Origin of the sequence: Bacillus sp. ME78 (genome assembly GCF_903970865.1) — a bacterium.
In the GTDB taxonomy this organism is placed as follows: Bacteria; Bacillota; Bacilli; order Bacillales; family Bacillaceae_G; genus Bacillus_A; species Bacillus_A cereus.
Genome location: NZ_CAJCKK010000016.1, coordinates 59,324 through 72,765 on the forward strand (window position 1 = coordinate 59,324; position 13,442 = coordinate 72,765).

Consider the following 13,442-nt stretch of genomic DNA (forward strand, 5'->3'; position numbering starts at 1 on the left):
TTTTTACGAAATAAATAACCGCCATTCCTAATACAATCCCGCCTATCATCAAAAAAAACTTTTTCATCACTATTGCCTCCTTCATTTACTTGTTAAGTTGTATCTTTATCATAGACTTCTTTCTGATGCTATTGTCCGCAATCCGTACTGTATTTACCGTAAAAAAGGCGAACCACTCTTATGTGGTTCACCGCAATTTCAACAGATGACATTGATTGTATGAAAACTTCTTAAATGTTATTATAAAAATATTCAGAAATTAAACGATATACCTACAAAGAGAGGTGTCTAAACCGTTGCAGATACAACGTAACTTCGTTTTCATTTTATGTGTAACTATCCTGTATTTTTGTTTACAAGGCTATATCTTATATAAAATAAACCAACCATATAGTGGAGTTCTTATTTCTAAAACAGACTCAACTACATACACAATAGCAAAAATTAAATCCTCCGGTTGGGCTTTTCAGACGGACTTAAAAGAAGGAGATATAATCTATTCGATAAATAAAGAAAAGCCTCATTTAGGAATACTTCCTGGATATCAAAACCAATCACTAAATGCATCTGAAATACAAATTAAAAAAGACGATATCACCCAAACTTATAAAGGAACACAACATTTTATTGATTCTCGTGACAAAATTATTTCTGTATACTTTCCCTTCCTACTCGCTTTTATTTGTTTAGGGTTATCTATTTTTCTTTATACAAAGAAGCCTTTGAACCGGGAAACATTCTTTTTGATCACGTTTCTATTCATGACTTCCTCAAGTCTTCTAATCGCAGTTGAATCTGGTAAAGGTGATTTTATCGCTCTCATTATTTTAAGTATTGTATTTCAAGGTACACCTATGTCTCTCATTTTATTGTTGAATGAATTATTCAAGAAAAAGCAACTATACGTCATTTCTATGAGATTTCTAAAAATCGATATTGAAATTGGCATTATTTTACTATCATTCTCTATTTTAACGATGTTCATTCCATTTCCAATAGTTAATACCGATGGATTAGAACTAATTTACCTTTCAATAAATATTATCTTTTGTATATATTTTTTAATCCGTGCCTATATCAAATATCACAGTACAGTACATAAACCATTTTTAAAATTAATGCTCACGATTCATTCCATTGCCTTCTTTCCGTTCGTTACACTCTATGCTCTTCCAGATGCAATATTCAGAACACCGATTCTCTCAGCAGATATTGGAGCTATGTTCCTAATCGCTCTTCCAATCGGTTATTTTTATTTAGTAGCGACGAAGCAGATTTTTGATATAGATTTTGTATTTGATCGTTTACGGTATTACGCATTTCTGTCATTAATCCCAACTCTATTAATTGCAATCATTACGAGCTGGAGCATTTATTACAAAGACAATTTTCTCTCTCGACTGCTGCAAAGTTTTATTATTATTTTTCCGTTAAATATTCTATTTCTCATATTAAAAGAAAGATTAGATTTTACATTTCGTAATCACCTCTTTCGGACTAAAACAAACTTATACGTAAACATTGAACAGTTTACCGCACAGCTATCATCTATTATGAAAACAGAAGAGTTAGAGAAAAAATTCACTAATGAAATCGTTTCAATGTTGAAACCTTCTTTTATTCAATTTGTTCAATATGATATGAAAGAAAACACATATACACAATGCAACGGATATGGACAAACGAAAGATTTCACACTTTCTAAAAAGAAAAAATGGAGTATGGCAGCATTACTAATTAATGATTTATTAGAGGATGATGGATGCATCGGTATTTACTTATACTCTACTAAACATATAAAACACTACATCTGGATTGGAACAAAAGTGAATAATATTAAATATAATACGCATGAAAAATCATGGTTCATCACTGTCACGACATACGTCCGTCTTATTTACGAAAACTTGTATACCATTAATGAAATTATTCATTCTCTAGAGCAGGAGAGTTTAGAATCCAAAACAAATTCTGCAAGCTTATCACGCCTACTCTTTCAAATTTCTGAACAAGAAAGGCGCCGACTTGCTTCAGATTTACACGACTCTGCATTACAAGATCAAATTGTATGGTACCGCAAACTAGACTCTTTATTAAAAAACAAATCCGTTCCACTAGAATTAAAAAATGAACTAAAAAAAATCCATTTCGGTATGCACGATGTAATACAACAAATTCGCGACACATGTAATGAATTGCGTCCATCACTTTTATCAGATGCTGGTTTAATTGGTGCATTAAGAGAATTGCTAGCCCAAACACAATTGCGTGTGCAGTTTCAAATTCAATTTGATCATGAATCAATTCAAGAACATCATTACGATTTTGACAAAATTCTATCTTTATATCGTATCATTCAAGAACTACTAACAAACGCAGATAAACATTCCGAGGCAACCATCGTATCGATTTTTTTATGGGAAGAGAATAACTGTATTTTCCTAGACTACCGAGACAACGGCAAAGGTTTTAATATAGACACTCCCTACTCTCCTAAGCAGCATATGGGGCTTTCCGGTATAAAAGGAAGGCTTCAATCAATTGGTGGAGAAATACATATAGTATCCGAAGCTAAAAAAGGACTTCAAATAAACATTACAGTTCCGAGGTGGTAAATAATGATTCGAGTATTAATTGTAGATGATCATCAAATTGTAGGCGAAGGAACAAAGAGCATGATTGAATTAGAAGAAGATATGCAAGCAGAATATATTTTAAATGAACAGGAAGCACTCATAAAAAGTGACGCTACACCTTTTGACGTATACCTCTTGGATATGAATATGCCCAATTGTAGTGGTATTGAACTCGCCCAGAAAATATTACATATTCAAACAGATGCAAAAATCATTTTATATACAGGTTTTGAATATGTATCCCAATTCAATTTATTAATAAACTCTGGTATCAGCGGCATTATTAGTAAATCAGCTTCTCAACAAGAGCTATTAATGGCAATTCGTGCAGCTGTAAACGGATATACTTTACTTCCTATTTCGTTATTACGTCAACTACGTACAGACGATATAACGACTCAACAACTTGAAAATAAAACCGCTCTTCTTACACAAAAAGAATTAGAAATCTTAGAATCCGTCTCTAAAGGAAGTAGCAATAAACAAATTGCTGATGAACTGTACATGAGTTCAAGAGCTGTAGAATACAACCTAACAAAAATCTTCAAAAAATTAAAAGTAGGATCACGCTCCGAAGCTTTAACAGAAGCAATGAGACAAGGCATTTTGAAAGTACACATATAAAATGAGACTTCCATCAGTTTGTTTTGTTTAACCCTCAAATAATGAGATAAATAAAAAAGTCCTAACCTACAAAACGTAAGTTAGGACTTTTTGACGCGCCCAGAGGGATTCGAACCCCCGGCAGACGTGGTACCGGAAACCACCGCTCTATCCGACTGAGCTATGGGCGCATGATTATAGAAAACACTTCATTTTCTTCTCATAATAATAGCAATAAAATCCATCTAAATCAATAAAAATATCCCCGTAATACCTTATGCATCTTAGCTAAAAGCATATAAAATCTATTCCACCCCTAAATTTTCCAATCATAAATTCACCCCAACTCACAAATTATAATCTTTGAATTGATATTCCAAAGGGGGCTTCATTCAATGACTGTAATTACAAAATTAAAGCAAACTGTTTCTGGATTAAAAAGTGCACAAGCTAGCTTAGAGGGATTCGCTCTTGATACGGATAACCAACAAGCTAAGCAACTTTTCCAAACAGCTGCGCAGCAAACACAAACGATTATCGATTCTTTAAACCCACGCGTTGAAGAAGTCCAACAAGAAGAACCACAATACTCACAGCAATAACGAATCAGTCTTGCTGTGAAATAGAAAAAGGATGATATGCAGTCATCCTTTTTCTATCACATTACATATTGCAATAGAAATGGAATGATAATTATGCGAAAACTCGGCCTCATAACCGCATTATTTGCACTTCTATTTAGCTCTTTTACCGGATGTGATAATAGTCCTTTAGATAAAAAAGTGAAAGAAGAAGCAAAACGAACGGAGAAAGAAAAAGGTCCAAAGTTAACAAAGACGAGTACGGAATCCTTTAATCAATCTATATCACAAGGAGCGAAGAAAAGAGCTCTCGCTATGGATGAAATTATAAAAAGCACAGCAGTGAATTCAAATTTAGATCTCTACATAGCAGTTACACCTGAGCATCACGAAAGGTTTGGATTAAAACCTCTTCGTAAAAAGCTTCAAAAGCAGCTAAGTGATGAGCATCCTACTTTCGATGTTCGTGTCAGTACAGATAAAAAAATCTTTATGTTACTCGAAAAACTCGAAAGAAAAATTAAGGAAAAAGAAGTATCTAAAGATGAAATTAATAAACAATTAAAATTCATTGGTAAAAAAATGGAGTCTAACACTTAACGCTTTTTAAAAGAAAAGGAAGGATTGCAATGTCTAGTAAAGATAAAAACTTAACCCCTGTACAACAGGAGTATAAAAAATTCGAACAAGAACGCGAACCGAAACGACCTGTCTTAAAAAATTGTATAAAAGCCTTTTTCGTCGGTGGTTTTATTTGCTTCATCGGACAACTCATTTCTACTTTTTACATCACATATTTTGATTTCACTGAACGCTCAGCAGGAAATCCGACAGTCGCAACTCTTATTTTCATTTCTATGTTACTAACTGGATTTGGTATATACGATCGTTTTGGACAGTTTGCTGGTGCTGGTACAGCTGTACCTGTTACTGGATTTGGTAACTCTGTTATTGCCGCATGTATTGAGCATCGAACGGAAGGATTTGTCCTTGGCGTTGGCGGCAATATGTTTAAACTAGCTGGTTCTGTTATTTTATTTGGTGTATTTTCCGCTTTCGTCATCGCACTTATTAAAACTATTCTCGTTCAATGGGGAGGGCTATAAATGTTACAAGGACACCGAACGTGGGTATTTGAAAACAAACCAGTCATTATCTCAACAGGGGTTGTCGGTGGACCATTTGAAGCAAAGGGGAACATCCCAGAAGACTTCGATATCCTTCATGAAGATTTATGGCTCGGACAAGATTCCTATGAAAAAGCACATAAAATTTTATTCGAAGAAGCTTGTAGTCGCGCTACTGAAAAAGCAGAGCTTCGTAAAGATGATATTCAATTCGTACTCGCAGGAGATTTAATTAATCAAATTACTCCAACAAGCTTTGCTTGCCGCACACTGGGCACTCCTTATCTCGGATTATTCGGGGCTTGCTCTACTTCTATGGAAGGTTTAGCACTTGGGGCAAGTATCGTAAATGCAAAAGGTGCAAAATATTTATTAACTGGAGCTTCAAGCCATAATACTGCTGTAGAAAAACAATTCCGCTACCCTACCGAATACGGTGGACAAAAGCCGCCTACTGCACAGTGGACAGTAACCGGAGCAGGAGCCGCTATTTTAAGCGATACTGGCCATGGTCCAAGAGTAACATCTGCAACGATTGGGCGAGTTGTTGATATGGGATTAACGGATCCGTTTAATATGGGAGGCGCAATGGCTCCAGCTGCAGTTGATACAATTGAAGCCCATTTACGTGAACGCCAAATTGATGCCTCTTACTACGATTTAATCGTAACAGGCGATCTCGGACATGTAGGACGCGAAATTGCTTATGACTTACTACATAAACACGGAACGAAAGTAACGAGCGAACAATTTCAAGATTGCGGAATTATCATTTACAGAGAAGGACAACCTGTCATAGCTGGTGCTAGCGGGCCTGGATGTTCCGCAACAGTCGTGTATGGTCATTTATTAAACCGAATGAAAAGAGGAGAGTTCAAAAAAATACTTGTCGTTGCGACAGGCGCTTTACTATCTCCACTTACATTCCAACAAGAAGAAACAATTCCATGTATCGCTCATGCCGTTTCGATTGAATTTGGAGGTGCAACGCAATGATTTTTTTCTGGGCTTTCGTCATTGGCGGACTCATATGTGTAATCGGCCAACTTATGTTTGATGTCGGCAAACTAACACCCGCTCATACAATGGCAACACTCGTTGTTGCTGGAGCTATATTAGATGGATTTAATTTGTATGAGCCATTAATTGATTTCGCTGGAGCCGGGGCAACTGTACCTATTACAAGCTTTGGTAATGCCCTCGTTCATGGCGCAATGGAAGAAGCTGCAAAACATGGCATCGTTGGTGTTATTACCGGCATGTTTAAAGTAACGAGCGCCGGTGTATCAGCAGCTATTATTTTCGGCTTCATTGGAGCATTGTTATTTAAACCGAAAGGATAAGAGGTGTTTATATGACTGTTATCGCTAGCGTAAAAACTTGCCTTGCTAGTGTAAAGGGCGCTCAAGCAAGTTTAAGCTCCCTTTCATTAAATTCACAAGACGAAGAATCAAAACGCGTATTTCATGAATGTATGTTAGAAATGGACAGCGTCATCGCTGATTTAAAGGATAGAATTTCAGTATTAGAACGTGAAGAACCTCAATATAAAGGGTTTTAAGTAGACTGGAGGAAACGACTATGTCTCACCTGCCGGAATGGACACTTGTCATTCTTCGCTCTGTATTCATATTAATTATTTTATTCGCTATTACGAAATGGTTAGGGAAAAGACAAATCTCTCAGCTTTCCTTTTTTGAATACATAGCCGGAATGACGATTGGTGACATCGCTGCCCAAGTATCTACAGGGCTCGATTCAAAATTTTTTCACGGTGTCTTTGCAATACTCATTTTCGCTGTGGTACCTTTTTTAACAGGAATCCTCTCTTTAAAGAACAAAACAGCTCGGGACTTCTTTGAAGGAAAATCTACCGTATTAATAAAAGACGGAAAGATACTCGAAGATAACTTAAAGAAAGAAAAATATACGAGTGACGAATTACTGGAACTTCTCCGTGGAAAAAGTGCGTTCAGCGTAGCTGAAGTCGAATTTGCTGTCTTAGAACCGAGCGGAGAATTAAATGTATTATTAAAGAAAGATTCTCAGCCACTTACAGCAAAAGACATCGGTTTAAAAGTACCGAATGAAAAAGAACCACAAACTGTTATTATGGATGGAAATGTACTAGATGAACCTCTTTCAGCAAGCGGACATAACCGTGCTTGGCTACATTCAGAATTAGAAAAACTCGGTGTTGTTATTGAAAATGTCTTCCTCGGTCAAGTGGATTCATACGGACAACTTACTATCGACATTTACAATGACAAACTCCAAATGCCTTCTCCTCAAAACAAACCTTTATTATTAGCATCTTTAAAAAAATGTCATGCTGATCTTGAACTATTTTCTCTAGAAACAAAGTCGAAATCAGCAAGCGAAATGTATAGTAAAAACGCGAAACAAATCGAAAAAATTTTAAATAAAGTAACCTATCTTTTAAAAGACTAATTATCGAAAGAACGCTTCAGTTAAAAGGCGTTCTTTTCTTTTTTCTCCAGTTTTCATAACGTTTAAATTTATGTAATTCGGTTATGATGTTGAAGATACATAAGCAGGGAATTTCGAAAACATAGCGAATATTTCATGGTACAACTACATATTTTTTTGATTTAAAGTGGTTTCGTTTGACCTTTATTGACCATAATTGTATTATAAGACTAAGAAAGCTTTAGAAGGAGGAAATAACAGATGAATTTAATTCCTACAGTAATTGAACAAACAAATCGTGGAGAACGCGCTTACGATATTTACTCTCGACTATTAAAAGACCGCATCATTATGCTTGGTAGTGCAATTGATGACAACGTAGCTAACTCAATCGTTTCCCAGCTTTTATTCTTGGAATCTCAAGATCCAGAAAAAGATATTCACATCTACATCAACAGCCCTGGTGGTTCTATCACAGCGGGTATGGCAATCTATGATACAATGCAGTTTATTAAACCACAAGTATCAACAATCTGTATCGGTATGGCTGCATCTATGGGTGCATTCTTACTTGCAGCAGGTGAAAAAGGAAAACGTTACGCACTTCCAAACAGTGAAGTAATGATTCACCAACCACTTGGTGGAGCACAAGGTCAAGCGACTGAAATCGAAATCGCTGCAAAACGTATCCTATTCTTACGTGAAAAACTAAACCAAATTCTTGCTGACCGCACTGGTCAACCACTTGAAGTACTACAACGCGACACAGACCGCGACAACTTCATGACAGCGGAAAAAGCTTTAGAATACGGTTTAATCGATAAGATCTTTACAAATCGTTAATACTAAAAAGCGAAAGCGGCTCGTTTAGAATCGCAGGTCGATGGAGCCCCTGATTCCGAGGCGCTTTTTGCCTCGAATGAAGGGGCGAAACAACCGGAGATTCTAGCCGCTGGAGCTAGATATAACTAAAAGTGGAAGCGCCCTATAATTGGGCGCTTCTTTTATATATTGTTCCCCGCTCACATACCCCATCCAGTATCCCTCTAAATATATCAACGATTTTTCAATTATATCGAACAAAACTCAAATTATATCAACGATTTTTTTAATATATCAACGGTTCGACACAACATATCGATTTACCGACAATCTCCGACAAGGACAAACCAGCTAAATACCCCTCCCCGCTAATCCGCACAAACAACAAAACAAAAAAACTATCGCATATACGCGATAGCTCTTTATTGTACATATGCAGCTAATGCTTCTAAAGCCTCTTCTGCATCTGAACCTTCTGTTGTAATTGTTATCATGCTTCCAGTTCCAATTGCTAAGCTCATAATCCCCATTATGCTCTTTGCATTTACTGTCTTTCCATCTTTCTCAATGAAGATATCTGCATGAAAGCGATTTGCCTCTTGTACAAACAACGCAGCCGGACGTGCTTGTAAACCGTTTTTTAATGAAACCTGAACTCGTTTTTGAACCACAGCTCCATTTCCCCTTTACCCTCTTATTTTTTTGCTACCGTTTCCCCCGCGCGTAATTTCTCTGCAATTTCATCGATTTTACGCAAACGATGATTAATACCCGATTTACTAATTTTCCCCCCGGATACCATCTCACCTAACTCTTTCAATGTTACATCTTGATAATCTCTTCGTAGTTGCGCAATCTCTTGTAGTTTATCTGGCAATATATCAAGACCAACCGTCTCATCAATATAGCGGATATTTTCAATCTGCCTTAGCGCTGCACCAATTGTTTTATTTAAATTAGCTGTTTCGCAGTTCACTAAACGATTTACGGAATTACGCATATCACGTACGATTCGAATATCTTCAAACCTTAAAAGTGCATTATGAGCACCAATAATATTTAAAAATTCCGTAATTTTCTCCGCTTCTTTCAAATACGTAATGTACCCTTTTCTTCTTTCCAACGTCTTACTATTTAAATCAAATCCGTTCATCAGTTCACATATAGCATCATTATGTTCCTTATATAACGAAAAGATCTCTAAATGATAAGATGATGTTTCTGGGTTATTTACTGAACCACCTGCTAAAAATGCACCGCGTAAATACGATCGTTTACAACACTTCTTCTCAATCAATTCTTGTGATATATTTCGAATAAATGAAAAGTCATCTCGAACGATATGAAGATCGGCTAATATTTCGCGAGACTTTTCAACAAGCCTTACGATATATACATTATTTTTCTTCAATCGCATTTTTTTACGAACAAGTAATTCTACCGTCACGTCATATCCTTTTTTCAAAAGCGTATAAATCCTTCTTGCAATTGCCGCATTTTCCGTTTGAATATCGATAGATAAGCGACGGTTTGAAAAAGAAAGCGATCCGTTCATTCGAAGTAACGCCGATAATTCTGCTTTCTCACAGCATTCTTTCACTTCAAGATTCGTCAACTCTTTCTTTGTTTCTGATGCAAATGACACAGTCAACACCTCCTTATACGATTATTATGGAACAAAATTCTTGTCCTATATGAATGAGGAGCGCCACCTCAAACGAGGCAACGCACATTTATAACAATGAATATAAAATCGAAGCTAACTTTAACGTATCATGCCTTACAACACGATCATCATACTTCGCTAATCCCTCTTGAATAACATCAATATTATTTTCAGCAAAACGTTCTTCATCCACTACAACTGGTGTAGACATTTCTTCCTCGTATAACTTACGTAATTCACAAGGAATCTCACGGTTATTTACAATTGCAGTATTAATAAATGGTTGCCCTAAATGATCGTGTAACGCCTGCACATGATCAAAAGCAGTATATCCCATCGTTTCACCCGCTTGTGTCATAACGTTACATACATATACCTTCTTCGCTTTTGCAGCAAGAACAGCGTCCCCAATTTTGTTAACAACTAAGTTGGGTAATATACTCGTATACAAACTTCCTGGGCCGAAAACAAGTAAATCAGCTCGTTTAATCTCAGCCAAGGTTTCATGCAATGGCTCTACATCTTCTGGAGTTAAAAAGACACGATTAATCTTCTTTCCGTAATAAGGAATCTTTGATTCACCTGTTACAATTTCCCCATCTTCAAGTTCCGCATGAAGTACCGCACTTTGATTCGCTGCTGGTAATACACGTCCTCTGACATTTAATACTTTACTTGTTTCCGTAATTGCATGGAAAAAGTCTCCTGTAATCGAGGTCATACCTGCCAACAATAGATTTCCTAACGCATGACCTTTCAGTCCGTCTCCTGTTGTGAAACGGTGCTGAAATAAAGCTTCCACCAGTGGCTCTACATCCGATAACGCAACCAGTACGTTACGGATGTCACCTGGAGGTGGAATTTCTAGCTCATCACGTAATCTACCCGAACTGCCACCATCATCAGCGATTGTAACAACTGCTGTAATATCAACAGGATATTGCTTTAATCCTCTTAATAAAACAGAAAGTCCAGTCCCGCCTCCCATAATGACAATTTTAGGCTTTCTCTCTTTTTTCATCCCTTAATGGCCCTTTCTCTTCTCCACATCACGATGAGATACATGAACACTATACTCTGGTTTCAAATGTTTCCCAAGGTATTCTGTAAGCGTAACAGAACGATGCTGTCCACCTGTACATCCAATTGCAATTACAAGTTGACTTTTGCCTTCTCTTTTATAATGAGGCAGCATGAAAGTAATCAGATCCGTCAACTTCTCTAAAAACTTATGTGTCTCATTAAATTTCAGTACATAGGAAGAAACTTCTTCATCTAGTCCTGTTAATGGCTTCATATGTGGAATGTAATATGGATTTGGTAAAAAACGAACATCAAATACTAAATCTGCATCAATTGGAATACCGTACTTAAATCCAAATGACATAACATTTACACGAAATGCTTGCTCAGTTTCTGTTGAGAACAAGTGAACAATTTTTTCACGTAATTCTTTCGGTTTTAAATCCGATGTATCAAGCACAATATTCGCTCGTGCCTTCATATCTGTTAATAAATTGCGCTCTGCTTCGATTCCCTTTAACGGCAAACCAGTTGGTGCAAGTGGATGCGAACGTCTCGTTTCTTTATAACGAGTTACAAGCGTACTATCTTTCGCATCTAAAAATAAAATATGAGGAATAATCCATGTACGTTCTGATAAATCATCAAGTGCTCCCCATAAATGCTCGAAAAACTCGCGGCCACGTAAATCAATACCAAGTGCCACTTTATTCATTTTCCCTTTTGAATCCGCCATAAGCTCAATAAACTTTGGCAATAACATCGGTGGTAAATTATCTACACAAAAATATCCTAAATCTTCAAAACTTTGTAAAGCTACTGTTTTTCCAGCTCCAGACATCCCTGTAATAATTACCATTTTTATATCATTATTCTCTGTCATCGTATCCTCTCCTTGACGGTTTAACTCGGATCTAATCGATATGAAAGCAACTCAAAATCTGGGGTATATACAAATGTACCGTAGATTATGCCATTTCCTTTAATTAAATAATCAATAATGTGATAATCTCCTGGCGCCATTGCTAAATCATCAATTTTATCAAATGTATGCCAACCAATGATGCCTTCTTCGCTCTCTAGTTTGTTTTCTCCTGCAAAATCTGTCGCTAAAAAGGAGAACATCATCCATTCAGAAACAACTTTATCACCTTCTTGGATGACAAAGGTGAAGACCCCCTTTAACGCTGGGTTTTTCAAATAAATACCTGTTTCTTCGCGATATTCGCGAACAACGGAATCTCTTACAGTCTCACCACGCTCCATTTTCCCGCCTGGTGCAACCCACCAATTTCGGCGAGGTTTTTGGAGTAAGAGTACTTCATTATCTCTAATTAACACACAGTTTGTCACTCTTTGCATGTTTCTTCACCTCAGCTACTTGCAGTAAAATTTCTCACTGCATACTTCTTTCATTATACTATCAAAAACAGTTTGCTACAACGAAGGAGCCAGTCCTCTTTCGCTAAGCATACGCTACTCAACAATTTTAAAAAAGCTTTCCATAACAAGCAATGTAAATGCTTAGACTTTTAATGAATAGCATGAAAAATCCCCTTAACGATTTTTATCGCCAAGGGGATTAAAGCCCTTATTTCTTACCGAAATAAGTAACAATCGCAAATCCTAAAATAAAGGTAATAATTGAACTTATAATTGAAAATCCGCCGGTTGGAATACCAGGGAACACAATTACAATCGAACCGATAACTAGTCCAATAATTGCCGCAAATGTCATACTTTTGTAACGATCTAATAAAAAACTAATGCCTTTACTACTTACAACAAATCCAACCATAACACCAGCACCGATAACCACGATTAAAGGTAAGTTAAGTGTAGTTAAAGCGTTAATTGCTGTTGGATACACACCAATAATTAATAAAATAAACGATCCACTAATCCCAGGAAGTAGCATAGCCATACTAGCCATCCATCCTGCGAAAAATAAACCAATTGTATTTAAAATTGTTAACGTCGTAATTGGATCTGCTGCCTTATCTGGTTTAAAGAAAGCTGTGATCGCAACAAGAATTGCTGCAACTATTAATAAAACAATGTGCTTACCTTTAAACGACGACTTTGCATCAGCTTCTCTCATTAACATCGGTAATATACTAATAATTAAACCGAGGAAGAAAAATTGAGTCGGTTCATAATGATTTGCAAGTAAATATTTAATAACATGACTTAACGTTAAAAACGCTGCTGCCACACCAGCTGCAAGTGGAATTAAAAACCCTAAATGTTTTTTCCATTCACGACTAAAGAATCCACTAATTGCCGCAAGCAATTGTTCATAAATCCCTAACACAACAGCGATTGTACCGCCGCTCACACCAGGAATTAAATCACTAACGCCCATACAAAATCCACGATATATATTACGCCATTCCATACTGAATAAATTCCTCATTTCTTATAGTGATTTTTTCCGTAAAGTCCAGTATATCAATAAGAAAGCTTATAATCCTTATATTTTTTGACAATACTTTGACATTTTCACACAAAAAAAGAAGAAAGCTCCTGTCGGTAGCTTTCTTCTCACAAGGTA

16 protein-coding genes and 1 tRNA gene are annotated in these 13,442 nt (G+C 36.5%); 10 read left to right on the forward strand and 7 right to left on the reverse strand.

Annotation, left to right across the window (positions count from 1 at the left end; translation table 11 throughout):
* The first annotated feature begins 296 nt into the window (after nucleotides 1-296).
* Together H6481_RS17895 and H6481_RS17900 are read left to right on the forward strand one after the other, a co-directional pair.
* Nucleotides 297-2,615 (forward strand): ATP-binding protein, encoded by a 2,319-nt coding sequence (locus H6481_RS17895; RefSeq protein ID WP_182812562.1) that lies wholly within the window; start codon nucleotides 297-299, stop codon nucleotides 2,613-2,615.
* Between the two features lie 3 nt (nucleotides 2,616-2,618).
* Nucleotides 2,619-3,260 (forward strand): response regulator transcription factor, encoded by a 642-nt coding sequence (locus tag H6481_RS17900; protein WP_000621765.1) that lies wholly within the window; start codon nucleotides 2,619-2,621, stop codon nucleotides 3,258-3,260.
* Nucleotides 3,261-3,354: 94 nt separating this feature from the next.
* On the opposite strand, the gene H6481_RS17905 is transcribed toward H6481_RS17900, so the two are convergent.
* Nucleotides 3,355-3,430, reverse strand: a tRNA-Arg gene (locus H6481_RS17905).
* 204 nt (nucleotides 3,431-3,634) lie between these two features.
* Between H6481_RS17905 and H6481_RS17910 the strand changes: the two genes are divergently transcribed.
* The 8 genes from H6481_RS17910 (at nucleotide 3,635) to clpP (ending at nucleotide 8,220) form a co-directional block, all read left to right on the forward strand.
* Nucleotides 3,635-3,841: a DUF1657 domain-containing protein gene (locus H6481_RS17910; protein ID WP_000216166.1), complete on the forward strand. Its 207-nt coding sequence runs from the start codon at nucleotides 3,635-3,637 to the stop codon at nucleotides 3,839-3,841.
* Nucleotides 3,842-3,934: 93 nt separating this feature from the next.
* Nucleotides 3,935-4,420 carry a YhcN/YlaJ family sporulation lipoprotein gene (locus H6481_RS17915; RefSeq protein WP_001228545.1) on the forward strand — a complete coding sequence of 162 codons (486 nt, stop codon included), beginning with the start codon at nucleotides 3,935-3,937 and terminating at the stop codon, nucleotides 4,418-4,420.
* A 29-nt stretch (nucleotides 4,421-4,449) separates the two neighbouring features.
* Nucleotides 4,450-4,926 (forward strand): stage V sporulation protein AC, encoded by a 477-nt coding sequence (spoVAC, locus tag H6481_RS17920; RefSeq protein ID WP_000095399.1) that lies wholly within the window; start codon nucleotides 4,450-4,452, stop codon nucleotides 4,924-4,926.
* Nucleotides 4,927-5,943, forward strand: a complete 1,017-nt coding sequence (spoVAD, locus tag H6481_RS17925; protein WP_000938972.1) for a stage V sporulation protein AD — start codon at nucleotides 4,927-4,929, stop codon at nucleotides 5,941-5,943. It begins immediately after the preceding gene.
* Entirely contained in the window at nucleotides 5,940-6,290 is a 351-nt protein-coding gene (spoVAE, locus tag H6481_RS17930) for a stage V sporulation protein AE (protein ID WP_000575919.1), read from the forward strand. Before spoVAD ends, spoVAE begins: the two co-directional genes overlap by 4 nt.
* Nucleotides 6,291-6,301: 11 nt before the next feature.
* Nucleotides 6,302-6,508 carry a DUF1657 domain-containing protein gene (locus H6481_RS17935; RefSeq protein ID WP_000215897.1) on the forward strand — a complete coding sequence of 69 codons (207 nt, stop codon included), beginning with the start codon at nucleotides 6,302-6,304 and terminating at the stop codon, nucleotides 6,506-6,508.
* Between the two features lie 20 nt (nucleotides 6,509-6,528).
* Complete coding sequence (locus H6481_RS17940; protein WP_000018924.1) at nucleotides 6,529-7,398, forward strand: DUF421 domain-containing protein; 870 nt, start codon at nucleotides 6,529-6,531, stop codon at nucleotides 7,396-7,398.
* 240 nt (nucleotides 7,399-7,638) lie between these two features.
* Entirely contained in the window at nucleotides 7,639-8,220 is a 582-nt protein-coding gene (clpP, locus tag H6481_RS17945; RefSeq protein WP_001049162.1) for an ATP-dependent Clp endopeptidase proteolytic subunit ClpP, read from the forward strand.
* 401 nt (nucleotides 8,221-8,621) lie between these two features.
* On the opposite strand, the gene H6481_RS17950 is transcribed toward clpP, so the two are convergent.
* From H6481_RS17950 to H6481_RS17975, 6 genes are all read right to left on the reverse strand, one after another.
* Nucleotides 8,622-8,870, reverse strand: coding sequence for an HPr family phosphocarrier protein (locus H6481_RS17950; RefSeq protein ID WP_000250307.1), 249 nt, complete (start codon nucleotides 8,868-8,870; stop codon nucleotides 8,622-8,624).
* A 23-nt stretch (nucleotides 8,871-8,893) separates the two neighbouring features.
* Nucleotides 8,894-9,844: a DNA-binding protein WhiA gene (gene whiA / locus H6481_RS17955; RefSeq protein WP_000006566.1), complete on the reverse strand. Its 951-nt coding sequence runs from the start codon at nucleotides 9,842-9,844 to the stop codon at nucleotides 8,894-8,896.
* Between the two features lie 88 nt (nucleotides 9,845-9,932).
* The gene (locus tag H6481_RS17960; RefSeq protein WP_000712187.1) at nucleotides 9,933-10,886 is read right to left on the reverse strand and encodes a YvcK family protein; all 954 of its coding nucleotides are present in this window, start codon (nucleotides 10,884-10,886) and stop codon (nucleotides 9,933-9,935) included.
* A 3-nt stretch (nucleotides 10,887-10,889) separates the two neighbouring features.
* The gene (rapZ, locus tag H6481_RS17965) at nucleotides 10,890-11,771 is read right to left on the reverse strand and encodes an RNase adapter RapZ (protein ID WP_000138459.1); all 882 of its coding nucleotides are present in this window, start codon (nucleotides 11,769-11,771) and stop codon (nucleotides 10,890-10,892) included.
* A gap of 20 nt (nucleotides 11,772-11,791) precedes the next feature.
* Nucleotides 11,792-12,250, reverse strand: a complete 459-nt coding sequence (locus H6481_RS17970; RefSeq protein ID WP_001190080.1) for an 8-oxo-dGTP diphosphatase — start codon at nucleotides 12,248-12,250, stop codon at nucleotides 11,792-11,794.
* Nucleotides 12,251-12,479: 229 nt separating this feature from the next.
* Nucleotides 12,480-13,286: a DUF368 domain-containing protein gene (locus H6481_RS17975; protein ID WP_098237983.1), complete on the reverse strand. Its 807-nt coding sequence runs from the start codon at nucleotides 13,284-13,286 to the stop codon at nucleotides 12,480-12,482.
* Nucleotides 13,287-13,442: the final 156 nt, after the last annotated feature.